The 24,288-nt window shown below is 45.9% G+C and carries 28 protein-coding genes and 1 riboswitch; of the genes, 3 read left to right on the top strand and 25 right to left on the bottom strand.

Translation table 11 applies throughout. The features are described from left to right. Window positions 1-41: 41 nt before the first annotated feature. A complete protein-coding gene (pth, locus tag NLX82_RS26215) occupies window positions 42-602 on the bottom strand; it encodes an aminoacyl-tRNA hydrolase (protein WP_023986435.1) in 561 nt (186 codons plus the stop codon). 74 nt (window positions 603-676) lie between these two features. On the opposite strand from pth, the gene NLX82_RS27850 reads away from it, so the two are divergent. Beyond that, window positions 677-877: a hypothetical protein gene (locus NLX82_RS27850; RefSeq protein WP_023986434.1), complete on the top strand. Its 201-nt coding sequence runs from the start codon at window positions 677-679 to the stop codon at window positions 875-877. A 68-nt stretch (window positions 878-945) separates the two neighbouring features. Here the strand turns inward: NLX82_RS27850 and NLX82_RS26210 are convergent, their stop codons facing one another. From NLX82_RS26210 to NLX82_RS26150, 13 genes are all read right to left on the bottom strand, one after another. Beyond that, complete coding sequence (locus NLX82_RS26210; RefSeq protein ID WP_013308125.1) at window positions 946-1,899, bottom strand: ribose-phosphate diphosphokinase; 954 nt, start codon at window positions 1,897-1,899, stop codon at window positions 946-948. A 59-nt stretch (window positions 1,900-1,958) separates the two neighbouring features. After that, on the bottom strand, window positions 1,959-3,356 hold the full coding sequence (gene glmU, locus NLX82_RS26205; protein WP_080658680.1) for a bifunctional UDP-N-acetylglucosamine diphosphorylase/glucosamine-1-phosphate N-acetyltransferase GlmU: 1,398 nt from the start codon (window positions 3,354-3,356) through the stop codon (window positions 1,959-1,961). A 345-nt stretch (window positions 3,357-3,701) separates the two neighbouring features. Then, complete coding sequence (gene spoVG, locus NLX82_RS26200; RefSeq protein ID WP_007428016.1) at window positions 3,702-3,989, bottom strand: septation regulator SpoVG; 288 nt, start codon at window positions 3,987-3,989, stop codon at window positions 3,702-3,704. Between the two features lie 175 nt (window positions 3,990-4,164). Then, window positions 4,165-4,992: a pur operon repressor gene (purR, locus tag NLX82_RS26195; RefSeq protein ID WP_013308122.1), complete on the bottom strand. Its 828-nt coding sequence runs from the start codon at window positions 4,990-4,992 to the stop codon at window positions 4,165-4,167. Window positions 4,993-5,173: 181 nt separating this feature from the next. Then, a complete protein-coding gene (ispE, locus tag NLX82_RS26190; protein WP_013308121.1) occupies window positions 5,174-6,028 on the bottom strand; it encodes a 4-(cytidine 5'-diphospho)-2-C-methyl-D-erythritol kinase in 855 nt (284 codons plus the stop codon). 144 nt (window positions 6,029-6,172) lie between these two features. Beyond that, window positions 6,173-6,352, bottom strand: a complete 180-nt coding sequence (locus NLX82_RS26185; RefSeq protein ID WP_007428013.1) for a small, acid-soluble spore protein, alpha/beta type — start codon at window positions 6,350-6,352, stop codon at window positions 6,173-6,175. Between the two features lie 162 nt (window positions 6,353-6,514). Next, window positions 6,515-6,796, bottom strand: a complete 282-nt coding sequence (gene veg / locus NLX82_RS26180) for a biofilm formation stimulator Veg (RefSeq protein WP_013308120.1) — start codon at window positions 6,794-6,796, stop codon at window positions 6,515-6,517. 201 nt (window positions 6,797-6,997) lie between these two features. After that, window positions 6,998-7,894, bottom strand: a complete 897-nt coding sequence (gene yabG, locus NLX82_RS26175; RefSeq protein ID WP_023986432.1) for a sporulation peptidase YabG — start codon at window positions 7,892-7,894, stop codon at window positions 6,998-7,000. 55 nt (window positions 7,895-7,949) lie between these two features. Next, complete coding sequence (gene rsmA, locus NLX82_RS26170; protein ID WP_023986431.1) at window positions 7,950-8,834, bottom strand: 16S rRNA (adenine(1518)-N(6)/adenine(1519)-N(6))-dimethyltransferase RsmA; 885 nt, start codon at window positions 8,832-8,834, stop codon at window positions 7,950-7,952. Window positions 8,835-8,841: 7 nt separating this feature from the next. Beyond that, window positions 8,842-9,387 (bottom strand): ribonuclease M5, encoded by a 546-nt coding sequence (rnmV, locus tag NLX82_RS26165; protein WP_013308117.1) that lies wholly within the window; start codon window positions 9,385-9,387, stop codon window positions 8,842-8,844. A 146-nt stretch (window positions 9,388-9,533) separates the two neighbouring features. Next, window positions 9,534-10,682, bottom strand: a complete 1,149-nt coding sequence (locus tag NLX82_RS26160; protein WP_071559543.1) for a resuscitation-promoting factor — start codon at window positions 10,680-10,682, stop codon at window positions 9,534-9,536. 271 nt (window positions 10,683-10,953) lie between these two features. Beyond that, window positions 10,954-11,236: riboswitch (cyclic di-AMP (ydaO/yuaA leader) on the bottom strand. A gap of 201 nt (window positions 11,237-11,437) precedes the next feature. Then, window positions 11,438-12,208, bottom strand: coding sequence for a TatD family hydrolase (locus tag NLX82_RS26155; protein WP_068938706.1), 771 nt, complete (start codon window positions 12,206-12,208; stop codon window positions 11,438-11,440). Window positions 12,209-12,250: 42 nt separating this feature from the next. Continuing rightward, entirely contained in the window at window positions 12,251-13,534 is a 1,284-nt protein-coding gene (locus NLX82_RS26150; protein WP_023986428.1) for an HD domain-containing protein, read from the bottom strand. Between the two features lie 331 nt (window positions 13,535-13,865). Here NLX82_RS26150 and NLX82_RS26145 point away from each other — a divergent pair, with 331 nt between their 5' ends. Beyond that, a complete protein-coding gene (locus NLX82_RS26145) occupies window positions 13,866-14,120 on the top strand; it encodes an AbrB/MazE/SpoVT family DNA-binding domain-containing protein (RefSeq protein ID WP_007428005.1) in 255 nt (84 codons plus the stop codon). A 124-nt stretch (window positions 14,121-14,244) separates the two neighbouring features. Here NLX82_RS26145 and rsmI read toward each other — a convergent pair whose 3' ends face one another. The 10 genes from rsmI to NLX82_RS26095 all read right to left on the bottom strand — a co-directional run bounded on the left by rsmI (window position 14,245) and on the right by NLX82_RS26095 (window position 22,262). Next, on the bottom strand, window positions 14,245-15,126 hold the full coding sequence (gene rsmI, locus NLX82_RS26140) for a 16S rRNA (cytidine(1402)-2'-O)-methyltransferase (RefSeq protein ID WP_023986427.1): 882 nt from the start codon (window positions 15,124-15,126) through the stop codon (window positions 14,245-14,247). Further along, complete coding sequence (locus tag NLX82_RS26135) at window positions 15,123-15,878, bottom strand: tRNA1(Val) (adenine(37)-N6)-methyltransferase (RefSeq protein ID WP_254349261.1); 756 nt, start codon at window positions 15,876-15,878, stop codon at window positions 15,123-15,125. The genes rsmI and NLX82_RS26135 overlap by 4 nt, the downstream gene beginning before the upstream one ends. A gap of 90 nt (window positions 15,879-15,968) precedes the next feature. Beyond that, window positions 15,969-16,343: a DNA replication initiation control protein YabA gene (gene yabA / locus NLX82_RS26130; RefSeq protein WP_025722558.1), complete on the bottom strand. Its 375-nt coding sequence runs from the start codon at window positions 16,341-16,343 to the stop codon at window positions 15,969-15,971. Between the two features lie 27 nt (window positions 16,344-16,370). After that, the gene (locus tag NLX82_RS26125; RefSeq protein ID WP_013308110.1) at window positions 16,371-17,171 is read right to left on the bottom strand and encodes a PSP1 domain-containing protein; all 801 of its coding nucleotides are present in this window, start codon (window positions 17,169-17,171) and stop codon (window positions 16,371-16,373) included. Between the two features lie 138 nt (window positions 17,172-17,309). Further along, window positions 17,310-18,305, bottom strand: a complete 996-nt coding sequence (gene holB, locus NLX82_RS26120; RefSeq protein ID WP_023986424.1) for a DNA polymerase III subunit delta' — start codon at window positions 18,303-18,305, stop codon at window positions 17,310-17,312. A gap of 247 nt (window positions 18,306-18,552) precedes the next feature. Continuing rightward, on the bottom strand, window positions 18,553-18,996 hold the full coding sequence (locus tag NLX82_RS26115) for a YaaR family protein (protein WP_013308108.1): 444 nt from the start codon (window positions 18,994-18,996) through the stop codon (window positions 18,553-18,555). Between the two features lie 197 nt (window positions 18,997-19,193). Beyond that, on the bottom strand, window positions 19,194-19,523 hold the full coding sequence (locus NLX82_RS26110; RefSeq protein WP_007427998.1) for a cyclic-di-AMP receptor: 330 nt from the start codon (window positions 19,521-19,523) through the stop codon (window positions 19,194-19,196). Between the two features lie 74 nt (window positions 19,524-19,597). Beyond that, window positions 19,598-20,245, bottom strand: a complete 648-nt coding sequence (gene tmk, locus NLX82_RS26105) for a dTMP kinase (protein WP_013308107.1) — start codon at window positions 20,243-20,245, stop codon at window positions 19,598-19,600. Window positions 20,246-20,348: 103 nt separating this feature from the next. Continuing rightward, window positions 20,349-21,932 carry an aminotransferase class I/II-fold pyridoxal phosphate-dependent enzyme gene (locus NLX82_RS26100; RefSeq protein WP_076265347.1) on the bottom strand — a complete coding sequence of 528 codons (1,584 nt, stop codon included), beginning with the start codon at window positions 21,930-21,932 and terminating at the stop codon, window positions 20,349-20,351. Between the two features lie 144 nt (window positions 21,933-22,076). Continuing rightward, window positions 22,077-22,262 (bottom strand): sigma factor G inhibitor Gin, encoded by a 186-nt coding sequence (locus NLX82_RS26095; protein ID WP_023986422.1) that lies wholly within the window; start codon window positions 22,260-22,262, stop codon window positions 22,077-22,079. 400 nt (window positions 22,263-22,662) lie between these two features. Here NLX82_RS26095 and NLX82_RS26090 point away from each other — a divergent pair, with 400 nt between their 5' ends. Beyond that, on the top strand, window positions 22,663-23,190 hold the full coding sequence (locus NLX82_RS26090) for a hypothetical protein (RefSeq protein ID WP_023986421.1): 528 nt from the start codon (window positions 22,663-22,665) through the stop codon (window positions 23,188-23,190). Between the two features lie 373 nt (window positions 23,191-23,563). Here the strand turns inward: NLX82_RS26090 and NLX82_RS26085 are convergent, their stop codons facing one another. Next, on the bottom strand, window positions 23,564-23,983 hold the full coding sequence (locus tag NLX82_RS26085; RefSeq protein ID WP_013308104.1) for a hypothetical protein: 420 nt from the start codon (window positions 23,981-23,983) through the stop codon (window positions 23,564-23,566). Window positions 23,984-24,288 lie beyond the last annotated feature (305 nt).

Below are 24,288 nucleotides of genomic sequence, written 5' to 3'. Positions count from 1 at the left end.
CCAACAATCTTCCATTTAAGCCCGTCTGCCTGCGTCTGAACTTACTTGTTGAATTCAGCCATCGTCCGTTCAAACGGATGACTCAAGCTATGCTCTAAGGCGTTGCACGTGTCCTCGATCATTCCGGCCAGTAATTCTTTTTCCTTCTTGGGAAAGGTACCCAGAACATAATCGACAATAGCATGTCCAGGTTCCGGGCGGGAAATGCCCATACGTATCCGATTGAAGGACTGCGTGCCGGTATGCTGAATGATCGATTTAATGCCGTTATGACCGCCTGCGCTACCTTGATAACGCAATCTTATTTTACCGACTTCAGTATCCAGATCATCGTACACGACAACCAGATCTTCCATATCGGCCTTATAGTAGTCCATATAAGCACGTAGAGACTCGCCTGATAGATTCATATAGGTCATTGGCTTAATCAGTACGGTTTTTACGCCACCAATGTGGCCTTCTCCAATCAACGCCTTGCATTTGCTTTGGTTAATCTGGATGTTATGACGCGAGGCAAGAGCATCCAATGCCATAAATCCGACATTATGTCTCGTTTTCTCGTATTGGGGACCGGGGTTGCCCAATCCTACAATCCACTTCATAACCTTGACACCCTCTTTCGCAGTCTGTATTTTTTGGTAAAATAGTTGTATTGAATAGGAAGGTGCGTGCCGGTATGCTCAATCAAGGTGATATCCTCTTATATGACAGCCATTTTCTATATCATTTAAAACATTCCGTTCCTGTCCAGATATATGACGGGAATGTACATATTCAGATTGGCATCGTTGCGCGTTTTAATGAGCATTTCGTCGAAATAGAGGACACACTATACAATCGTCAACGCTTCACATTCATATCTCGCCCAGGCTTTTAGCCTGACATGCTGATAGGGGTTACCTTTTCCATATGGAAAAGGCAACCCCTTTTTTAATGAGCCAGCGCTTATTCGATTTCAAACAGTTTGCTGATCGACAATTCTTCATGCACACGGATGATAGCTTCTCCCATTAATGGAGCCACAGACAACACCTTCAGCTTGCTTGTCGGATTCGGGTGAACGATCGGGATCGTATCCGTCACAACCACCTCTTTTAATGGCGAATTCTCCAGTCTTTCCATCGCAGGACCAGAAAGCACAGCATGTGTACAACATGCATACACATCTTTTACGCCGCCTTCTTTAAGCGCATTTGCCCCTAATACAATCGTTCCGGCTGTATCAATGATATCATCAATTAAAATAGCCGTTTTACCCTCAATGTTCCCGATGATGTTCATCACTTCACTGACATTTGGCTCTGGACGACGCTTATCAATAATAGCGAGCGGCGCACTCAGGAAGTCCGCCAGCTTACGCGCACGAACAACCCCGCCATGATCGGGTGAAACGACAATCGGGTTCTCAATTTGCTTGGAACGGAAATATTGGGCCAGAATTGGCGCTCCCAGCATATGGTCCACTGGAATATCAAAGAATCCCTGAATCTGCATCGCATGCAAATCCATGCTGATCACGCGGTGAGCTCCCGCTTTTTCAATCAAGTTAGCGACAAGTTTCGCTGTAATCGGATCGCGTGAACGAGCTTTACGATCCTGACGAGCGTAACCGTAATATGGCATAACGACATTGATACTTTTGGCAGAAGCGCGTTTAAGTGCATCAATCATAACCAATAACTCCATCAAGTTGTCGTTAACCGGCAGACAAGTTGACTGTACAATATACACATGGCAGCCGCGTACGCTTTCCGACAGCTTAACCTGGATTTCACCGTCACTAAACGATGTGGTATGGGATTCCCCCATTGGGATGCCGATGTAGTCCGCAATCTGGTGGGCTAACTTCGGATTGGAGTTACAAGTAAATATTTTGAGTTTGGAATCGCAATAAGTCATTAATAGAAACCCTCCGTGCTGGTTCATTCATTACAGATTCAACAGCTTGCTGATTAAGGTCATTCCGATCTTTTCTTCTTCGCTTTGGCACGTGCGCGGATTTTGTCCGCATATCCGGCTTTGTTCTCTTGACGTGGTCTGGCAATGGCCAGATCGTTATCAGGGACAGCATGTGTTACAGTGGAGCCTGCTACAACATAAGCACCTTTTCCAATCTTAATCGGGGCGATCAGATTCACGTTGCTGCCAATAAAGGCATCGTCTTCAATTTCTGTAATAGATTTATTATATCCATCATAATTGACCGTTATTGCCCCGCAGCCAATATTTACGTTTGTACCCACCTTGGCATCACCGACATAGCTCAAATGAGACACCTTGGAATGATCTCCAATGGTCGCATTTTTCACCTCAACAAAATCACCAATTTTCACATGTTCGCCAAGCTTCGCGCCTGGACGCAGATAGGCAAACGGCCCCACAGAGGTACTGCTTCCCACTTCCGCTTCGTTCAACACCGAATGTTTTACCGTTGCGCCTGAATGGATAATCGTATTCTGAATCTCAGCCTGCGGACCAATCACACAATCTTCTCCGATTTGTGTTTGACCATGCAGCCATGTGTTCGGGTACAGTACCGTATCGGAACCAATAACAACCTCGCTCCCGATATAGGTAGAAGACGGATCAATGACAGTGACACCATTCAGCATATGCTTGCGGACGATGCGCTCACGCATATAGCCCTCAGCTACCGACAAAGCGACTCTGTCGTTAACACCGATGGATTCAGACACATCATCTGTCAAATACGCCTCAACCTGCTCACCTTCACCATGCAAAATACCAATGACATCTGTCAGATAATATTCCTGCTGTGCATTGGTGTTCGTTACCTTGTCCAGCGCTGCAAACAGCTTGGCATTGTCAAAGCAGTACGTTCCCGTATTGATCTCCCGGACAGCATCTTCCTCAGGTGAACAATCTTTCTGTTCCACGATCTTGAGCACGGCCCCGGAAGCATCACGGATAACTCGTCCATATCCTTTCGGGTCGTCCAACTCAGCGGTCAGAATCGTCGCAGCCGCCCCACGGCTCTCGTGCAGTTGCACCAAGCCCTCTAGCGTTTCCGCTGTGATCAAAGGAGTATCCCCACAAATGACAATGGTTGTACCTTTTTCCTGACCGAGCAAGTCCTTGGCTTGTTTGACAGCATGGCCCGTTCCCAACTGCTCTGCCTGAAGCGCATATTCTGCCGACGGTCCCAAATAAGACTGTACCGCCTCTGCTCCATGACCCACGACGACTACACTTCGGGACACACCGATTTCACGAACCGTGTCGAGCACATGCCCGACCATCGGTTTTCCGCACACCGGATGCAGAACTTTATATAATTTGGATTTCATACGTTTTCCCTGCCCTGCGGCAAGAATGACTGCCAACCTTTCCAACAAGTCCAACCTCCTATCCTGAAAATAACAGTTACCCCTTGGCTAAAACGTTAATTCCCAGATCAGATTTTGCTTAACTTTTCACAATCCTCCTGAAAAATAACGGCGAACCTTTGGTTAATGGCTATTTTTTCAGGCCAGCTTGTGCTGGACATTCATCCCCGGGACGCATCGCTGCCTAGTCCTTGTCTTATGAAAAAGCCGCTTCGGCAGCCCGGATGGCTCCAAGTTGCCTTAAAACTGACTGTTAACTCACTAAAGAATATATCTCATTCCAGACAAAAAGAAAAGAGAGCCACAGTTAGTGGCTCTCTTTTTCTTTTGTACCCCAATCCTGCTTTAGGCGAATTAAGCGCCTTCTTCAATAGCAACTTCTTCATCCACAGCTGCACGTTCGTACTCAGTCAATACAGCAGCTTGGATCTTCTCACGGGTTCCTGAAGATATCGGGTGAGCGATATCGCGAAACTCTCCGTCTGGAGTTCGTTTGCTTGGCATAGCTACGAACATCCCGTTATTACCGTCGATAACTCGGATGTCATGAACAACAAACTCATTATCAATCGTAATGGATGCAATCGCCTTCATTCTTCCTTCAGAGTTCACTCGGCGGAGTCTAACATCCGTAATCTGCATGTGTGTTTCACCACCTTTTTCCAAATAGGACTTGGTGTATACATTCCACACAGCAGTTCGAAATCCTTCTTTTTTTCGGCAATTCGTATCCTAAATTCAGGTAATTTTTTTGAAAAGATTTCTTTTCGACATATTTAGGTATTTTATGATGGATTGTGACAATTTACTGCCCTGTTCACTCATCAAAATAATTGCCCAGCTTGACTGTAATTTGCTTGCTTCGAGAATCGACTGCGGTCAGATTCGCCAGTGAAATATAATCGTGCAGCAGGCGCTCTTCGTTCTCCACCTCGCCTGATTCTACCAGCACACCTACACCAGCCACCTCAGCATCAAACTCAGCCAACAAATCGACCATCCCCTGAATGGTGCCACCGGCCTTCATAAAATCATCTACGATGAGCACACGCGATTTCTCACGCATCGCACGTCTGGATAAAGACATCGTATGCAGGCTCTTTTGTGATCCTGAAACATAATTAATACTTACAGCCGAACCTTCTGTCACCTGATGATCACGCCGTACGAGAACGACTGGCAAATTCAGCTGTGCTCCGGTTGCATAGGCAAGTGGAATACCCTTGGTCTCCACCGTCATAACCACATCAATCTGACGATTGGCAAAAGCGGTCGCAAATATTTTACCAGCTTCGTTCATCATCGCAGGTTGGCCCAGCAAATCGGACAAATACAGGTATCCTCCCGGTAATATGCGGTCAGGCTGCTCCAGTTGCGCACACAGGTCGTTCGCAAACGCAAGCGCATGCTGCTTGGAAAGCCTCGGGATCAGTTTGACGCCCCCTGCCGCTCCCGCCAGCGTCAGAAGCTCGCCAGTGCCCTCATCCTCAAATACTTCCTTGATGATGGCCAGATCCTCGCTTATGGACGACTTAGCTGCCCCGTAGCGATCCGCAAAATGAGTAAGAGGCACCAGCGTATGCGGCCGTGACAACAAAAATTGCGTCATTTCCACCAATCGTGAGCTTCTTTTAAGTTTTTTCACAACAATTCCTCGCGATCTATTCTCCTGCCGCCCGCTTTGTACAGTAAAGCACCGGCGGACTGGCCGGTTGCTGGCGGAATGTAAGTGGTATAGTAAAATCCGAATATTTAATAGTAAATATATCATCTTCGTACGTATTTGTACAACAATTACCACTATAATAAGAAAAAATTATCTAAAATCAGGTCAAAAGTCGTACTGCATACACATCTTTACAAAACCCTCTTAGTCCATTGTAAATCCGTGGCACTTTGGCTTCCTTCGATACCAGTCCGAACACTGTAGGTCCACTACCTGACATCAGCACACCATCTGCTCCTAAGCGGATCATGGAGCTTTTAAGATGCTCTACCTCTGGATACAGCTTTAGTGTTACATCCTCCAGTACATTCCCCAGCGCGTTGCATACATCGGTAAAAGAAGCGTTACGGATCGCATGCTCCATCTGGCGGGCAGACGGGTGGTGCGTAATCTGATCTGCTTTGACACGACCATACACTTCAGCCGTCGACACATTAATCGGCGGCTTCGCAAGGATCACCCAGCATTGTGGCGGATTCGGAAGTGGCTTGAGCAGTTCTCCGCGTCCGCTCGCTAAAGCTGTACCCCCTGTAATACAGAAAGGTACATCTGAGCCCAGCTCAGCACCCAGCACCCTTAACTCTGCATCCGAGATGCCAAGCTTCCATAGCTTGTTCAGTCCACGCAGCGCTGCGGCAGCATCACTACTTCCACCTGCCAACCCTGCCGCCACTGGGATATGCTTATCCAGATGGATGTGGACGCCCGTAGACACGTTATAACGTTCTTTGATCAGACGCGCAGCCTGAAAAGCCAAGTTCTTTTCATCCAATGGTATGTACCCGGCTTGACTTGAAATAATAATGGTATCACGCGGTAACTCAGACATCGTCAATCGGTCAGACAGATCGACCATGGTCATAATCATTTCGACCTCGTGATAACCATCGTCCCGCTTACGTAGAACATCAAGCATTAAATTGATTTTCGCCGGTGCTTTTTCATATATTTTCAAGGCGTTCACCCACCTTCAACTTTTCCCTCAAGACAGCTTAACATATTATATCAGACTCAGCGTGTCAAGTCATGAGGTTCAAAAAAGCGGAGATGACCCGGTCTAATCCCGGATATCCCCGCTTTTCATCAGCACCACCTATAGCTACGATTTGCGGGAAGCTGCCTGCTCGGCAAGTTGGATAGCCCGCTTGACCATATTGCCCGCATCCTTGGCTTTAATGCCTCCCCAACCTTCTTCCTTGACCGTGTCGTAAAACCCAAGATCTTTGGCCAGCTCGTACTTTAGCTCCTCCGACATGACACTCCGTCTTCTTCGGCTCATACATACGCCTCCTTCGGCAATGGAATAAGGAAGATCATTCCCGGCTTAGTATGTGCAGAGATGTCATGCTTCATCCTGCTCTGTATATACAAAACGGCCCCGTCATTTGAAATGACGAAGCCGTCGTTAAACCTGCAAAGCTGGTATAAATCACGAAATCAATTAAGGTGTTTCAAAATATTCGACTACACTTGTATGGGAGTCGGGATCATATACGCTGACTTCCACCGACTCGGTAAGGATGTCAGCATAGCTGTAGGAGACACGTTTAAACGTCTGTTGCTCCTGATCCAGCTTGACGATAAAAACAGAAGGGTACGTTTCTTCCAAGACACCAGTTCGTTCGACGGTCTTACGGCGTCCGCCGTTAGCCCGCAGCAAAATTTTTTGCCCTACATGTGCGTCGAGACTGCGTTTGATTTCCAACAGCGTATTTTTAGCCATTGCCTAACGACCACCTCTTTCCTTGTCCATTATAACGAATTTTAGAGGGATTGTCAAATCAAGCTAAATATTATAACAACACGAAAAATAAGTTGTCAATTTAATTTTTTGCGAACAGGAATAATTTATATAAAAAATGACAAAAAGCCTCTGAAAGCAGAGGCTTTTTGTTCAGATTAATCCTATTGGCACATTTGAATCCTAGATTGCGGAAGGCGTTACTTTAAGCGTAGACAAATTTTCAAGCTTCGGCAGGCCGATGCGATAGCTTCCCCTAGTTTCAATTCCACCCACTCCGCGACTGCCACTGATTGTCTGGTGAAACAGGTCCCCCATGTTGACCGTATCACGGATCGAAGTAAAGGCCGCCTTGGCAGCCACGTAAACGGGGTCCAGCGCGTGAATCAGGATACGCCCTGGTGAGCTGGCGAAGTTCGCTCCCGCACGTAGCAGCGCCTCAAAATGGGACTGGCACGCCCCCGCTACAATCGTCAGCGAATCCAGATGACGTTCATATTGTCTTGCTACCTGAATCGCCGCCACAAAATTTTGCGAATTTTTATAACTTTTCAAGCTGTACAAATCGTAAGGCTGTGGCTGCTTCAGCACACCGTCATGTCCGGTAATGACTACGATATCCGGACGGATACGGGGAAGCAGTCGGTACAACGTGTCCGCCATTGCCGATTCGTGAACGTGATGTCCCTCTGCAGGAACACGGAGCTGTTCATATAAACTGAGACATTTTTTCAAATAGCCGGGATCTCCATCCAGATGAAGAACCTTTCCCGGCATTTCAAAATACGTTGACTCGACCGGATCACTCCAGTCCCCAACCAGAGCTGCCTGACTACGAGCAGCTTGCTGCTGGCGTGCCCGTTGCAACAGATTAAGAGACTCACCAGCCTTAATATGGGCCTGCTGAGTCTTACCGCTAATCTGGTCTGCAGGCACTCTGACCAGATCGTTCACTGGGGAATCGGCCAGCAGCCGAAATTCTATTCCCTTAATGATCGCTTTATCCCGCTGGATGTCCTCAACACGAAACGTGACATCTCCGCCGTACGATTTCCGAACGACCAAGTCTCCTAAACTCATCACACTGTATCACCCCTCCTATATCGTATGGGTGAATGCACAGTTTGGTTCCAGCTTAGGATATACCTGCCTCCAACAGCACAGCGCTGAGACGCGCAAATTCCTCAATACTTAGCGTTTCTCCTCGACGGGAGGGTTCAATACCAGCTTGTTGCAACAACGGCTCCAGCGTGTCCCTGTTCTCTTTGGTGAAGAAACGGCTTTTTAGGTTATTGGAAATGGTTTTACGACGCTGGGCAAAAGCAGCATGAACCACTTCAAAGAAATGCTTCTCATCCACCACTTCCACTGGAGGGGCTTCCCGTACACGCAACCGGATGACTGCAGACTCCACATTCGGTTGGGGAATAAATACTGTATTCGGCACAATACAGACTAATTCAGGTTCGCTGTAATATTGCACCGCAATGCTCAGGCTGCCGTAATCCTTCGTTCCAGGAGACGCAGCCATACGCTCAGCCACTTCTTTTTGGATCATAACGACGATATTCTCCAAAGGGAGCTTGTCCTCCAGCAGCCTCATCAGAATCGGTGTAGTAACGTAGTACGGCAGATTAGCCACGACACTTACTTTGCTCACGTCTGCAAAATCGGTTGCGAACACCTCGCGCAAATCCAGCTTCAACACATCTCCATGACGTACCTTCACATGCTCGTAAGGGGCCAACACTTCTTCGAGAATTGGCAGTAGCCGCTGGTCAATCTCGACAGCGGTAACTGCCTTGGCTGATTGGGCCAGCTTCTCGGTCAAAGCACCAATCCCAGGACCGATCTCAAGTGCGCCCTTCGTCTCATCCAATCCGGCAGCATTTACAATCTTATTGAGAATATTTTGATCAATCAGGAAATTTTGTCCCAAACTCTTTTTGAACGAAAAACCGTGCCGTTGAATAATGTCCTTCGTACGCCGCGGTGTTGCTATATCTTGAATCCCTGTCATACGGATATCACAATCCTTCACTTTCAATTTGTGCCAGCGCCCCGGCAAATTCCTCGCGGCTGATCTGAAATACAGAGAGCCGTTTATGTAGCTGCTTTCCGTTACAATAACCAATACCCAGCACATTCCCTAAGGCCATACGGCGTGCAGCAGCATTGGGGTGGGTGATGAGTCCAGCATCAATCAGGTCCGCCCACTCAATCAGCGGGTCGGCGCCTTCCACTGTCGTATGGACCCGTGCAAGAGCGTGTCTGATCGCTTCCGGTGAGGCATTCTCCACGCCAATATCTCCTTTGCGCGTCGCTTCTGCCTCGGGTATAAAGGCCTGCTTGCAGCCGGGTACCTTGGAAGCGATAATCTTACGGATGCGCTCCCCTGCATGATCGGGATCGGTTAAAATGATGACCCCCCGCCGCTCCTGCGCCAATGCAATTTTACGCAGCGTCATTTTATTAATGGCTGAGCCGCCAGTTTCTATCGTATCCGCTTCAACAGCGCGGCGAATGGCCACCGTATCATCCCGGCCCTCTACCACGATCACTTCCTTGATCATTTGCGTTTCCCTCCACTGCTACACAGCAAGCTATATTTATCTTTCCCTGCTTTTGAAAACAAAATAAGAAGAGGATATCCTCTTCTTAGCATGGCATAACTATGTTGTTAATACTATCGCATTGCCCTCAACATACACAACCTGTTTTAGTTGATTTCAGGCTTTATCGGTCCGATAACATAAACGGTTTTACCGTGCTTACGACCAAATTGGTTGGCTCGGCTCAAACTCTCATAATACACATCGATTTTGTGGCCTTTAATCGCGCCACCGGTATCCTCCGCACGGCGGAAGCCCACCCCTTCGATATACACCCACCAGCCGATTGGAATTACACTCGGATCGACCGCGATGGTGCGTCCTTCCGTGACACGTGCGCCGGATGCAGTACGTGTACCGATACCTGGCTCCTGTGAGGAATACGCCGTCATGGAGACATTTTGTAAAACTTTGCTATATTTAAAATTGACGCCTGCTTTACGGACAGCACTGCCCGAACTAACCGTTGTTGCCTTAACGGCATCATTGGGACCGACGGAAGCAGCCAGAACGACCGGTTTTTTCTTCGTTCCTACTGCAATGACTTTATCCACACGGTTCTGTGCAACTTCCTTGTTAACCAGCTGTTTGGATACCAACTTTCCATCATGATATACCTTTTGAACGTGCTGGACGACCACACCCGATTTGCCGCTTTGAATGACCCGATTATCGCCTTTATAAAGACTCGGATCGGCCGTTTTGATGACCTGATAAGGCACCTGTTTTTTCTGTTCGACCTGCTGTTTCTTCACACGGACGATTTTTATGTCCATGTTAGACGAAACAGAGGCATCCAACGCAGGATAAACTTTATCCGTTGATGATAATTTATAGCCCGAGGTACGAATGGCACCTTCTACTGTATTTTCTGTTGTGTACAGCTTTTTCGTCTCATTGCCTGAAGATACTTTGACTTGATTGGCACGTTTAATGACTACGCGATCGCCATCCTGTATTGCTCCATTTAGCGGCATGGAAACTGTATCATGCGGCTGAAGTGAAATGGAATGCTCGCTCAGCAAATCTTGAAGCTTGGATTCCCGGGTTTCTACCGCAGACGCCTTGCCATCGATGACAAAAAAGACTTGTTTTTTAGATTGCGTGTACATCAGAATTGAAATCATAATCGTTAGCGCGATTAGAAAAATAGCAACCAAAGCAGCCTGGCGCACATTCTCTTGCTTCCAACGCAATACGTAAGACATGCTGGATGAGCGTGACTCATGGGTATCCTTTTTTTGGAAAATGCCCATTTCCTCCGTCCTCCTTACATAGCCCGCCGTCTGGAGTAAGACATAGTTGAGATTTGACGTGACTATAACAGATTTTCTACAAGACAAGCCCAAACTGCGACTGTCCTGCACCATGTACCCGTCTTCGCGGCATGCTGTCCTCCCCTGTTTAACCACAGTATGATGACAGATTTTCTTTTATTCACAACAAAAAAAGCCAGAGAAAGAGACTAGAGAGCTCTTTCGTGGCTTCCGGCATGTGTGAATATGCGGGAAAACTCATGCACGAGATGGCTTCTCTCTTGTTACGCTTACGGGGTTAGCTGTCGGGTTCGGACGTAGAGAGTCGCCCTAGCTTGGGTCAACCGCTCATGGCGGTCGCCTTCACATTCACCCCGAAGACCCAGAAAGAAATCGAAATACGGCTCCTCCACCTATTCAATCCCATTCGGGGAAAGAATTTCGGTCGAGCCGGCTGGCGGAAGAGACGTTCCCTTCTTGCACATATGCCGGACGTACTGTAAGCCATATCGGTTCCCCCGTTCCCTGTAAAAGGGACTCAGCGAGACTGGTTCATGAAATGACTTGTTGATGTTTACATTCAAACAACAATTCACTGAAAAGATGATATCCTGTTTCTATGCATGTTGTAAAGCAGGTTTCAAGTACATTTTTTAAAATATTCGGTTAAAATATTGTAATATTCTCGAGTTTCCTGCAACAAATTCATGATTAGCTTCGTCTATCTCTTTATTTTGATCGATTTCTTCACTTTTTCATTGAATGTCAAATCGTTCCAGGGCATTTTGGGTCGTTATTGACACTAATTCCTCCACTGTAATCCCTTTGATTTGGGCTGCAGCCTCTGCTACCAGTCTCACATGTGCAGACTCATTTCGCTTCCCACGAAACGGATGAGGCGTCAGATAGGGAGCATCAGTTTCAATGAGCAGACGGTCCAGCGGCACCTGTGCGAGCACCTCTTTTGGCTGCTTGGCATTTTTGAACGTTATTGGACCACCAAAGGAAAGGTGAAATCCCATATCCAGCACCATTTTGGCTGTCTCCCAGCTACCCGAAAAGGAGTGCATGACTCCTCCAATCTCACTCGCTTTTTCCTCGCGCAATATCCTAACAATATCTTCATGTGCATCCCGGTTATGAATAACAATGGGCATTTTGAGCTCACGAGCCAGACCAATTTGATTTCGAAACACCCGATGCTGAACATCCTTCGGTGATGTATCCCAATAATAATCCAGACCGATCTCTCCGATGGCTACAACCTTCTTATGACTGCATAACGATGCAATCCATTCTAAATCGCCCTCCTGCATTGTAATAGCATCCTGAGGGTGCCATCCGACTGCCGCATAAATAAAATCATACGTCTCGGCCAATTTCATGGTGGATGGAATGGTCTCACGATTAAATCCGATATTGATCATCCGTGTTACTCCTGATTCGACAGCACGTGCTATAACTTCTTCACGATCTTCGTCAAATTGTGGCGCATCCAAGTGAGTATGAGTGTCGAATAAATCCAAGGTTTACATCTCCTTTTTTTACTTACATTTCTATATAGTTGTCTATTCTTTGACAAAATAATTCCTTATTTCGGCAGGAAGCCTGTCTTTTACCGCGTTCAATTTATTCTGGGGAAAATACATATGATATTTTCCTCGGTGAATACCACTTATTGAGCGCACAATTTCCGAAACTTCGGATATTTCACTCACCTCGCCCTGACGTCCAAGCAGTAAAATCTGGTTGTCCGTCGAGCCACCCTGCCGAAACACATCATAAGGAAGATCTGTCGGAAAATCAATTTCAAAATCATATTCAGGGTGCAAACCAGCCTCTTTCAAAGCTTCTCTAATACTGTCAATGGTATCTGTATCCATATTTTCAATCTCTACATATTTATACAATCTACGGTCCATAAAACGGCTGCTCAAATCACTTAAAATCTCGTCCTTTTCTCGTTTCCACTGGCTAAATACGGTCTGGATTAATGACTCGTCGAGCATCAGATATTGCTCTACTGTAAGCTCTCCTTTCAACAGATCCGGCAGCGGGTCCAGCAGAAAACCAAACTCATATCCGTTTTTAAACAATTCCTTTGCTCGCTTGAAAATTTTACGTAAAAGGATTTCCGAGCTGCGTGTTACAGGATGAAAATAAATTTGCCAATACATCTGATAGCGTGACATTAAATAATCTTCTACTGCATGCATGCCTGATTCCTTCACAACAATTCTCCCATTATGAGGACGCAGCAGTCGTAAAATACGATCCAAATCAATCGTGCCGTAGTTGACACCTGTTGAATGAGCATCCCGCAACAAATAATCCATACGGTCGGCATCTAGCGGACTGGTTACCAAGTTGACAACGATTGGCTTATCATACGTTTTGGCTATAACCGCAGCCACCTTTTGTGGAAGCTTGTCGTCGACTTGCCGTAGCACGGCGTTGATCTTCGTGTCTCCCAGTACAATGCGGCATGTCCAATCCTCATGGTTCATATGAAAGGCTTCCTCAATTGAATGAGAAAATGGGCCATGCCCCACATCATGCAATAGGGCCGCACACAGAGCAACCAGCCTTTCCTCCTTCGGCCAATCTGGGAAATCTCCACGTTCAAATTGAGAAATAATACGTCTCGTAATCTCATATACGCCCAATGAATGTGAAAAACGGCTATGCTCCGCTCCATGAAACGTAAGATACGATGTGCCTAACTGCCGTATGCGCCGTAAACGTTGGAACTCCGGCGTGTTGATCAACCGCCATATCACAGTATCCTGAACATGGATGTAATTATGTACCGGGTCTTTAAAAACTTTTTCTTCACTGAGTGGCTGGTGCAAGATATCAGCTCCTTTAATATTCGGAATAATGGATTAAAATACAATAAAATCCTAAATGATTTCCTTCATTCGACATTCTTTGTCGTAATATGTCGAATTATAGTTTTTCGACATTTCCAAATCGACAAACTGAATAAATCATCAATAAGATAAGGCAATACACATGAGTAAAGGTCTTTAATCTAAATACTTTTGCATAATCAGACTGTTACTACATTTTTAAGGTTGACTGTTTTGGGAATCGTTGGTATAGTAAATATCAGAAAAGAGAAAATTTTGTCGAATCATGACACTTATATTATTTTAAACGGCGAGAGGAGCCTGATTTATTATGATGAAATCCACTGGTATTGTAAGAAAAGTTGACGAGCTCGGACGTGTTGTTATTCCAATCGAATTGCGTCGTACCCTGGGAATCGGAGAGAAAGACGCTTTGGAAATTTATGTTGATGGCGAACGCATCATGCTTAAAAAATACGAGCCTGCTTGTATCTTCTGCGGCAATGCTGAGAACGTAATTTACTTCAAAGGGAAAATTGTTTGCCAAGATTGCATTTCTGAAATCCCAACACCTGTGACAAACTGAGAATTTTAGTATATAATAGACTTATCAGATATTGTTAATTCTAACCTTTTTCATATATACTCCTTGTTGCCTTCCACGGTTTGAACCCAACCGTTGGAAGGCCCTTTTTTGTTTAGACAGATATTCATAAGAGTGCGTTGTAAACATCTCTCTTGGAGATTGAACGATCTGTGGCTGTACGCTTCATTGCATCCTTGCGTGTAAGTCCCTCTGCCTCGTAATGTGCGACGTGGGACTCCAAAGATAAGGACTGCCACCACGCCTGACGTTCCTGTTCCTCTTCCTCTTCGTCTTTTCCTTCAACCACCAGGCAATATTCACCAATCGGTGGATTTCCCTCTAGTCTAGCAAGGCATTGCTCCACGGTTCCCCGAACCCATTCCTCATGCAGCTTGGTCAGCTCACGCGCAAGCACCACTTTGCGTGAACCTAATGTTTCCTTCAACACCATCAATGTCTTCACAATGCGATGAGGCGATTCATAAAAAATAATTGTGCCGTGAGATACCTGAAACGATAGCAACAGCTTCTCTAGATCCTTTTTCTCCCGTGGTGGAAAGCCAGCGAAGGTGAACCTTTCTGTATCCAGTCCTGAGGCAATTAAAGCCGATAGTGCCGCATTTGCTCCTGGGATAGGAATGACGCTAATTTCCGCTTCCAGTGCCAGCTTGACCAGATCCGAACCAGGGTCAGAAATGGCCGGTAGACCTGCATCGCTAACCAGTGCCAAATTTTTTCCTTCTATTATATAACGTATCAGTTCAGGCCCACTGGCAGCCTTATTATGTTCATGATAACTGAAGAGCATATCCGGTGTAATTTCGAAATGGGTGAGCAGTTTGCGTGTCTGCCGCGTATCTTCGGCAGCGATAATACTACATGATTTTAAGGTGTTAATCGCCCTAAAGGTCATATCGTCCAGATTCCCAATGGGTGTTGCAACAAGATACAACTTTCCCCGTTCTTCTTCGCTGGTACTAAAGCTTTTTTGTACAGCTGCTTTCACACAGAATCCCCCTTGCTTACTTCTCCATAGATATCTCTTATTTCCTGAGTATAATTCCCATTTTCCTGATATACAATGAGCGGAGGCAACAGACGAACCTCCGGTTTGCCGTCACGTAATGCTTCAACCAGTACCATATTGGCTTCCATATGAACTCGTGGGTGAACAAAACGTATTCGTTTGGGTTCCAAACTATGATTACGCATCAAGGTTATAATCTCACCCAATCGCTGCGGGCGATGAACCATGGATACTTTGCCCCCATTACGGACGAGCCGGGTGGATGCCTGAATGACTTCTTCCAGTGTACAGTTCACTTCATGACGGGCAATTGCCTGGTGAGGATTCAGCTTGATATCGCTACCATTTAGCGGCATATAGGGGGGATTCACGGTAATCGCATCATAAACACCATGTCCCGTGATTTGAACCAGCTCACGCAGGTCCCCTTCCCGAATCTCAATTGCTGCTTCTAATCCATTCAAGCTGACACTGCGTCTAGCCATATCTGCCAAGCGTGGTTGAATCTCAATTCCTTCAATAGACGCTTTTGTTCGTGTCGTTAGCAACAGCGGGACAACCCCATTGCCAGTACACAGATCCAGGATCTTTCCACGCTGTGGAATACCAGCAAAACGTGCCAGCAAGACCGCGTCCATCGAGAAGCTGAATACTTCATCACTTTGGATAATGCGCAAATTATGTGAAAGTAAATCATCAATTCGTTCAGACTTCTTTTCATTTTCGTCCATAATGCTCTCCCATCTTTTATAACCAAAATCGCTTTTCACTCATACTTCCTTACAAAAAAGCCGTAGGCATCTTGCTCCTACGGCTTGTTTTTATTTATTCAAAAATGACAGACAGAAGAGGCAATCGCCTTCCGTTCGCAAATGTCCGTAATACACGTTGCATATATGAAATCCTTCATGATACAGCCTTGCTAGATTGTCGTAGCCTTCGCCCACGACCTCACCCGTTTGCCCTTCATCCTTAATGACGATCGGAGGAGGAAGCTTCGGCTTGTTTGCCGTCTTTTCTTCTCCAGAGGTTTCACGTTTGAGCATCTTGCGCACCTGTTCGTTTTCAATCGTTAGTCGTTGATTTTCCTCCAGCAGCTCTTTTACTGCCAGTTTCAATTCACCCAGATCGCTATGCAACTGTCCCATTTGGGTTTCCATTTCGTGAATACGCGCAAAAACATTTAATTTATCCAAGTTTCCACCCCGAAGCAACCTAATGGTTTACTTGACGACTACATCGTCCATTGGAAGTTCCTTGACCTTACTGATCTCAAACAGTTGAACATGCACCGTGCGATGACCTGCATTCACACCTACGACTTTACCTTCTCCCAAAGAGGTGATAACCATCTTACCCACCTGAGGTAGCTCTTCTCGCATGCTTTCGTAGTTATCATGTTCAAACTTGAGGCAGCACATCAATCTCCCGCACAACCCGGAAATCTTCGTCGGATTCAGCGACAAACTCTGATCCTTCGCCATCTTAATAGATACCGGCTCAAAATCCCCCAGCCATGAGGAGCAACACAGAATACGTCCACAAGGTCCGATTCCGCCAAGCATTTTAGCCTCATCCCGTACGCCGATCTGCCGCAGCTCGATCCGTGTACGAAAAATACTGGCCAAGTCCTTTACAAGCTCTCGAAAATCCACCCGACCCTCTGCCGTAAAATAAAAAATGATCTTATTGCGGTCAAATGTAAATTCTACATCTACCAGCTTCATTTTAAGGCCATGGTCTTTAATTTTATTTAAACACGTGCCGAATGCATCCTTGGCCGCCAATTTATTCTCTTCTACGACAAGAGCGTCATCATCCCCAGCAATACGAATGACTTTTTTTAAGGGCAGGACAACATCCGAATCATTTACCTCTTTTTTGCCCACTACAACCTTGCCATATTCAATACCGCGCGCGGTCTCTACAATGACGCAGTTTTCTTTCTCCACTGGAAGGTCCAGCGGATCAAAATAATAAGTCTTGCCCGCCTTCTTGAAACGGACACCCACTACACTATACAAAAATTAACCCCCTTGTATGCCACTAAACCTCATTTGAAGCCGACATTGTACGAATGGCCGCAATTGAAGTCTCACTGTCGCACAAACCGGGAACCTGGCGTCGCGGATTGTGCAGAGTGGAACAAGCGCGCCTTCCTGTTAGCCGGTGATAGAACCGCTTGTATCGGACAACCCAATCAGAAGCTGCTCCACGCATAATTGCCCGTTGACGTGAAAACGGAGCTTCTTCCTGCAATTCGCGGCCAAATCCATATAAGAGACCCATTGTTCCGTGCTGCGGGTGATTGCCAATTTGGAGACGGACTCCAAATGATCTATGAAAACAATGCTTTCGTGCCTTCCGTAACGGAAATGAAGCATATCCTTAAACCACAAATGAAACAGATGAAACAGAATATCCAGGTGTTCAGAAAGTCCAGTTTTAAAAATCTTCTGTTGAGCCAGAATAATAGACGAGCTCCCCCGACTCATGGACTCCTTCACTAATTGTAACACTACGTTTCTAATTTCTGCAAACCAATTCTGCTGGAGAATTTCTCTACATGATTCCAGTCCTGAAGCAATATGAACGACCGACCGGACAAGCCCTGCCGTATAGCCTTCCCCAATTAACGCCTGCATCATCACTTCTGGCTGTAAAGCGTGGAAAGGAACCTGCTGCGTCCGTGATTGAATCGTAGGCAGCAACGCCTGTCCATTTTCAGAAATGAGTATGCCGACCACTGGAATCTGGGGCTCCTCTAGAAATTTAAGTAGGCTATTAGCAGCTTGCACTGTCATGGTATCCGCCTGTCGAATAATATATACCTTCGGATTGGAGCTTTCAGATTTGTAAGAAAATATACGTTGAAGCCCGCGAATCTGATCAATTTTAATCGTAGCTCCATCCGGCTCTACAATGTGCAAATCTGGATGATTCCCGTGCTCTACCTTACGGCACGACAAGCACTCCCCACATGCATCATCCGTCTGTCGCTCACAAAATAAAGCCTTAGCAAAGATCTGCGCCATGTTCATCTGCCCGCTTCCCGGCGGCCCGCTAAAAACATAGGCATGGTTGACCGTATGATTCCGTAGTGCACTTTGCAGCATTTTTTTGGCTACATCCTGGCCCATTATATGTTGAAAAGACATATTTCCTCACTTTCTCCACTGAAAACAACTGTGATCCCTCAGCAAACCGTTGTTCTTCCGGGCAAACTTTGTTGCTATTTTCATGATTCCAACTTCAAATCCTCGTTTTTCGGGGCAACTGCTGCTATTTCCGTATCACGTCTGCCCACATATACATAGTCAAAAATAATCTGCCAGCATGATCAGCAAGCAGATTATTTCTTCGTGGCAACAGCCCGTCTGTATTCATTTATAACATAAGTCTGCATTAAAATGAGAGATTAATCAGCAATCCTCTGATCTCACCGACCCCTTGCAAAAGCTCAATCTTGCCTTGTTCAGTTTCAAGCAGCTCATCCGCCATTTTGAGCAACAGCTCATCCACTTCATCAATCAGCTTATAACGTTTGCTGCGTCCCCGGCGATCCCAACCCTTTGTGTCCTTCATGGACACGCCTCGCCGAACTGTATCTTCCAAAAAACGTTTAACCAGCATCTTATAAGCCTTCAACTCACGAATCGTCATTGAACGTGCAAGACGATCTCCCTGCATTTGTATTTCCTTAAAGCGCCGATTCAATTCCTCCTGCGAAGCCTGCTCCCCATTTTGCTGCATAACGTCGGAGAAGCTCTTGGGCTGAATTGGCTTTGCACTCATTTCATTTGTAGACAATGTACTTTGTAAAGGGCGATAGCCCGGATTTATTTTCATATAAACCTGCTTTCTCCCCGGATGCTTCCACTTTCCCCCTTCATGAACAGTTCAAACTAGAACTCGGGGTTTCTTCGGCTTTCCGGGGACTACGCTGTAGCGCTGCCGTTTTAGTGGATCTGCCCTCACTCCCATCATGTGAGAAGATACAGGCGATTCCCCTATCATATCGGCAGAATAGGCCCTATTGTGTAGATTCAGAAATGCTCGAAACGGTCTACAGGCATCACGAATACCGTCGCTCCACCCACCTGCACTTCAACAGGTAACGGTAAATAGGAATCCGTCGTCCCGCTCATAGGGGTAACGGGTGTGACCAGCTGTTCACGAACCTTGCAACTGCTGCGAATGACGTTCATTAATGAGTCCACCTGATTGTCATCAACACCGATCATAAATGTCGTATTACCTGCACGCAGAAATCCTCCTGTGCTCGCCAATTTGGTAGCACGGAAATTAGCTTTCACCAGTCCGCTGGATAATCTATTACTGTCCTTATCCTGTACAATCGCAATAATCAGCTTCATCCTGTATTCCTCCTTCAAGTCATATTAGAGACAACCTTGTCCCTAGCTCAATTTTACCGTATATCCTTCGACAATTATATGCTAAAATTCTGAACAAACCGCTTTTTCAGCAAATCCTTCAATACTTGCTCCACCTGCTCTGGCGCCGGAGATGCATCAACAATTGTAATTCGCTCCGGAAATTTGCGAGCCAACTCCAAATATGCCTCTCGCACCTTATGGTGAAACGATATACTCTCCATGTCGAGGCGGTCCATTTCTGCTCCTCGTGACGCATTAATTCTGGCCAATCCCAATTCGGGCTCAATATCCAGATAAAATGTGGCATCCGGCTCCCAATCATCAACCGCGAAGCGATTAATTGAAGCTACCTCTTCAATTCCGATCCCTCTTGCAAATCCTTGATAGACCAAGCTACTATCCACAAAACGATCACATAATACGATAGCTCCCTGTTCAATAGCCGGCTTTACCTTCTCCACCAAATGCTGACGCCGCGCCGCCGCGTATAAAAGTGCCTCTGTTCGAGCATCCATACTGGTATGAGCAGGGTCCAAAATGATAGAGCGAATCTTTTCGGAAATTTCGATGCCACCCGGCTCCCTCGTCGTGATGACTGGATAGCCTTCTTCCTCCATAAACTTCGCCAGCCGTTGAATCATAGTTGTTTTACCGGAGCCGTCTCCCCCCTCCAGTGTGATAAAAATGCCTTTGCGATTCATGTTATTCCCTGCTTTCCTGCCTGAAAAATAAAAGTCACCCACAGGCTACGTATGCTTCTTTTATTCAGTCTTCTGTATTTGTTAAGTCTCTAGTATCTAATCTTTATTGTAAACGGAATACCCGAATTGTAAGCATACTTTCATCTGCTATCCCATGCCACTTGGCTCCCAGCTCACGTAGACGACTCATCCGCAGTGCAATCGCTTCTGTGATTGTTTCTCCTGTATATAACAGCGGAATACCTGGAGGATACGGGATAATCATTTCAGCCACTACCCTGCCAGCGGAATCGTCTACAGACACGTTCTCTATCTGATCCGGGCTAATCGGTCGAAGCCCAAAAAGCACCGGACTAGAGTATCCCTTCATTCTATCATTGTTCCACGTGGAAAAATCTAATTCGAGTCTTTGCAGCTCTTTTTCCGTTGCCCTCGGCTCACCAGCCGTCTCCTTAAATCTTATATCATTATCTATATGCACAAGAGCCTGCAACAGGTGACTCGCATCCTTAGGCGTAGAGCCTAACGTAAACAATAAAACAACATGTTTTTCGTCGCTCATCTCTGGAGTACATCCATAAGTCTCCAACTCATGCTTGAGTCCAAACCCATCCAGTATCCCCCATGTATCATACAGCACCAATTTAAAAGGGTCCTGGGTTGAATATCCGCTTATTCCCTCCTCAGCCCTTTCTAGGACCTCAGAGATTCCCCTGTGAGCGCCTTTCCTCTCTAGTACCTGCTGTGTAGGTTCTAGCAAGCGAAAGCGTGGGAGCTGCTCCAGGCCCTTTCTAAAAGCATCTGCCGCCGCTAAGCCCACTGTAAAAGCATCCGCTCCATACGCCTCTATATACCATCTTGCCAAATCCAGTGAAGCCATTAACGGATAAGAAGGGCTAGAGCTCTGCACCATCGCCAACCGCTGACGAAGCAGTTCCCGATGGATTCTCTCTCCCTGCACATGTAACATGGCCCCCATGGTCATGGCTGGAAGCATTTTATGTGTCGACTGGACGACTACATCAGCCCCGCAGGATAGCGCAGAGGCTGGCAAACGAGGATGCAGCCCATAATGGGCACCGTGTGCCTCATCTACCAATAGCGGCACATGGGCTGCATGACAGGCCTTAGCCGTTGCCGTCAGGTCATGCCCCATTCCATAGTAATTAGGTAGTGTAAGTAACACCCCTTTAGCCGAAGGATAGGCCTTCAGTGCAGCCTTTATTGTATCCGTCGTTGGGGCAACCGCCAGTCCGCTTAGTGTATCTATTTCCGGATCCAGGAATACCGCGTTAGCCCCTGACAGCATGAGACCGTTCAGGACAGATTTGTGTACATTCCTCTGTACCAGCAGTAGATCTCCCGGCTCCGTACATACAGTTAAAATCATAGCCAAATTACCGACCGTGCTTCCTCCAATTAGCCAAAAGCTCTCCTCAGCACCAAAGCACTTTGCAGCCAGTCCCTGCCCTTCACGAATCACATCTTCTGGGTGATGCAAATCATCCAGTCCAGAAATTTCTGTCGCATCAATAGACATCACTTCTTGCAACAGAGACGCAATATTTTCATGCTCATATACTTGTCCATTTTTATGACCGGGTACATGGAAAGAAGCATTGCCCTGAGTCCGGTAACGTATTAGAGCTTCCATTAATGGTGCATGTACCGCCTTTTTCCCCATCATTCTGCAATCCTTCCAAACAAAGCTTTATATCTACCTTATTTTATCGTAAAATCAAGCGGAATCCTACTTTTACTCACAGAAAAAAAGGCCCGTATCGACAGACCTTGGAATGCCAATCCTTCAAAGACTAATTAGCAAAGGATATTATGCATTTTTCTGTACCCAGATTTGCTTTAATTGATCAATAAAAAAATGATATTTGGCATCAGTTGCATCCGTGTGCACCATTTCAGCTTCACACGTATCACAGATAAACTCGGAAACGATAAAAATGCCTTCATGCTTGTGCTGCCCGCATATAATGCAGCGGTGGCCGCCTTGATCATGCATATCCATCCCACCTTGTTTCTTTTACTATTAGTATGGGGCACTTTCTACTATTTTAAACCTTTTCATAGCCCAGTTCGACGATATACTCTATATATATTCCTTCTGGGCCATTATGGTGTTTGTACCCCGTATGTTTAAAAAACAGCCGTCTATGCCGATATAATAAGAAAAGCTCTTATGTATGGATACCCTTTCATCGGAGCCCTTGAACACTTCATCAGTGATAGCTTTTCCATTAATTATAGAGTAGGCTAGCTAACACTGGATGTTGATCATTCTGTATTTCTACAAAAACGATTAAATGCTTATTTAAAGCGGCATGAGCGAAGTACCGTCCCTTTTTCCGGCTGTGGACGGGAAGCCACTTGTGATGCAGTAGATTAATGAAAGGACTGTTCGCATGACAGAGGAAACCGGAACCAAAGCTACCTACTATCACTACAAGCTCATTAAAAAAATCAGTATACCGCGTCAACTAATATGGAGTCACATCACATTACCTATTATTATGCTTCTCTTTCTGCTTCTTGCCTTTTCCTGGACTAGCGTGTTTTTGTTTGCTCTTGCCTTTTTCCTAACCTTATGGGTACACTTCGTAATCTCACGATCTGTCCTATACATCGGTGGCGGAACATCCTTCCGCAAACGCTGGGCATTCCATCGTAAATTACCTTGGCTAGGCTATATGACAGACCAGTATATAGGCTATAGCATCTTTCGTCGTGTGCACATACATACCCTCTGGATCGGTATCTGCTTATCAGCCGTATTCATTCTCTGGTCTCCACCAGCCTTTACTGTATCCTTACTCTTCTGGCATCTATGGCTTATTGCACCGCGTCTATACATCCTCAGTCGGCTTACAGGCGAGAGAAAAGACGGCATGTTGAAGTTTACCGATGAAGATGCCTCATATTATCAACAGTAAATCTAACCACTCATTATCCGTACAGATAGAAAATTCAGGTCTGAACTAACCTACACCCATATAGACCGAAGCAATAAAAAAGGAGCAACCTCAACCGGTTACTCCTTTTTTTGTGACTTAACAACTGTAATCGTTATATTCGCTTATCAAGTAAACTTTTCCTCATCATTATCCTCGTTATTCATGTAGAGCATTTGATCAACATGCAAATATATAAAAGGAAGCCACCCCCTACTCAACTGCAGTTCTGAGTGCTTCCCCATATCCGATCTCTTCATTCATCATTATACACAGCATACAATACGCTATGAGTTTACTAAAAATATGATCTACAATAAATCCTATGCTACTTACTCGGTTAAAAACCGTGTCCCTAATTAAGATCCACGCTTTTGCTCTTCACAACAGCCTTTCTGTCTTTTGGAACCAATACAGTAAAAGAACCATCATGCACAGATAAATGCACCATGTGTTTATTTTTCTGAAACACCTTCTGATTCGAGGTGGATAAATTCGGTTCCTCAGTCCAGCCCCAAGCTGCAATCTCCTCTAGATAAGGAGCAGGTAGACTATCACTTTCCTTCAATGCTGGCAGTGCATAGCGAACATAGTCCATGTCCGAATTACTGCTGGCCCGATCGGTTTTACTAGCTTCTTTGGGAACCGGAAACGTCTTCTCATTGGCAGCACCCTCAAACGATGTCCAAGAAGGCTCCTCCTCCACGCACCCGGTAAGAATCGCGACAGCGACACTGAATAGCACCAATAGAGCAAGCCATTTATTTCGCCGCATGATCTTCCCTCCTTACCAGCCTGATTGACTATACAAAATCCTATGATGGAGTTTGCATAATTCTGCAATAATGCAGCGTGTGTGTATGGGATTCAATACCTATATTATACAGGGTTTACTCTTACATTCCGTAACAAAAATGTTACCTTCCTTTTGTAAGGATATTTCTAAAGTATACGTATATGCAAAAAAGAACCATAATCTCAATGAGATCATGGTCCTCTTTACTTGTTGCTTGGCGACGTCCTACTCTCCCAGGACCCTGCGGTCCAAGTACCATCGGCGCTGGAGGGCTTAACGGTCGT

Origin of the sequence: Paenibacillus sp. A3M_27_13, assembly GCF_024213315.1 — a bacterium.
GTDB classification, from domain to species: Bacteria; Bacillota; Bacilli; order Paenibacillales; family Paenibacillaceae; genus Paenibacillus; species Paenibacillus polymyxa_B.
Note: the sequence above shows the minus strand (reverse complement) of the source record. Positions and strands in the feature narration are given on the sequence as shown.

What these genes read in the sequence shown, in the direction of transcription:
- NLX82_RS26095 (WP_023986422.1), bottom strand. Translation starts at nt 22,262, where the DNA reads ATGCATGATCAAGGCGGCCACCGCTGCATTATATGCGGGCAGCACAAG.
- pth (WP_023986435.1), bottom strand. Translation starts at nt 602, where the DNA reads ATGAAGTGGATTGTAGGATTGGGCAACCCCGGTCCCCAATACGAGAAA.
- NLX82_RS26110 (WP_007427998.1), bottom strand. Translation starts at nt 19,523, where the DNA reads ATGAAGCTGATTATTGCGATTGTACAGGATAAGGACAGTAATAGATTA.
- spoVG (WP_007428016.1), bottom strand. Translation starts at nt 3,989, where the DNA reads ATGCAGATTACGGATGTTAGACTCCGCCGAGTGAACTCTGAAGGAAGA.
- NLX82_RS26160 (WP_071559543.1), bottom strand. Translation starts at nt 10,682, where the DNA reads ATGGGCATTTTCCAAAAAAAGGATACCCATGAGTCACGCTCATCCAGC.
- NLX82_RS26115 (WP_013308108.1), bottom strand. Translation starts at nt 18,996, where the DNA reads ATGAAAATAAATCCGGGCTATCGCCCTTTACAAAGTACATTGTCTACA.
- NLX82_RS26090 (WP_023986421.1), top strand. Translation starts at nt 22,663, where the DNA reads ATGACAGAGGAAACCGGAACCAAAGCTACCTACTATCACTACAAGCTC.
- NLX82_RS26100 (WP_076265347.1), bottom strand. Translation starts at nt 21,932, where the DNA reads ATGATGGGGAAAAAGGCGGTACATGCACCATTAATGGAAGCTCTAATA.
- NLX82_RS26210 (WP_013308125.1), bottom strand. Translation starts at nt 1,899, where the DNA reads ATGACTTATTGCGATTCCAAACTCAAAATATTTACTTGTAACTCCAAT.
- rsmA (WP_023986431.1), bottom strand. Translation starts at nt 8,834, where the DNA reads ATGACAGGGATTCAAGATATAGCAACACCGCGGCGTACGAAGGACATT.
- NLX82_RS26135 (WP_254349261.1), bottom strand. Translation starts at nt 15,878, where the DNA reads ATGGACGAAAATGAAAAGAAGTCTGAACGAATTGATGATTTACTTTCA.
- tmk (WP_013308107.1), bottom strand. Translation starts at nt 20,245, where the DNA reads ATGAATCGCAAAGGCATTTTTATCACACTGGAGGGGGGAGACGGCTCC.
- rnmV (WP_013308117.1), bottom strand. Translation starts at nt 9,387, where the DNA reads ATGATCAAGGAAGTGATCGTGGTAGAGGGCCGGGATGATACGGTGGCC.
- holB (WP_023986424.1), bottom strand. Translation starts at nt 18,305, where the DNA reads ATGTCTTTTCAACATATAATGGGCCAGGATGTAGCCAAAAAAATGCTG.
- yabG (WP_023986432.1), bottom strand. Translation starts at nt 7,894, where the DNA reads ATGAGTTTAGGAGACTTGGTCGTTCGGAAATCGTACGGCGGAGATGTC.
- NLX82_RS27850 (WP_023986434.1), top strand. Translation starts at nt 677, where the DNA reads ATGCTCAATCAAGGTGATATCCTCTTATATGACAGCCATTTTCTATAT.
- NLX82_RS26145 (WP_007428005.1), top strand. Translation starts at nt 13,866, where the DNA reads ATGATGAAATCCACTGGTATTGTAAGAAAAGTTGACGAGCTCGGACGT.
- NLX82_RS26085 (WP_013308104.1), bottom strand. Translation starts at nt 23,983, where the DNA reads ATGCGGCGAAATAAATGGCTTGCTCTATTGGTGCTATTCAGTGTCGCT.
- veg (WP_013308120.1), bottom strand. Translation starts at nt 6,796, where the DNA reads ATGGCTAAAAATACGCTGTTGGAAATCAAACGCAGTCTCGACGCACAT.
- NLX82_RS26185 (WP_007428013.1), bottom strand. Translation starts at nt 6,352, where the DNA reads ATGAGCCGAAGAAGACGGAGTGTCATGTCGGAGGAGCTAAAGTACGAG.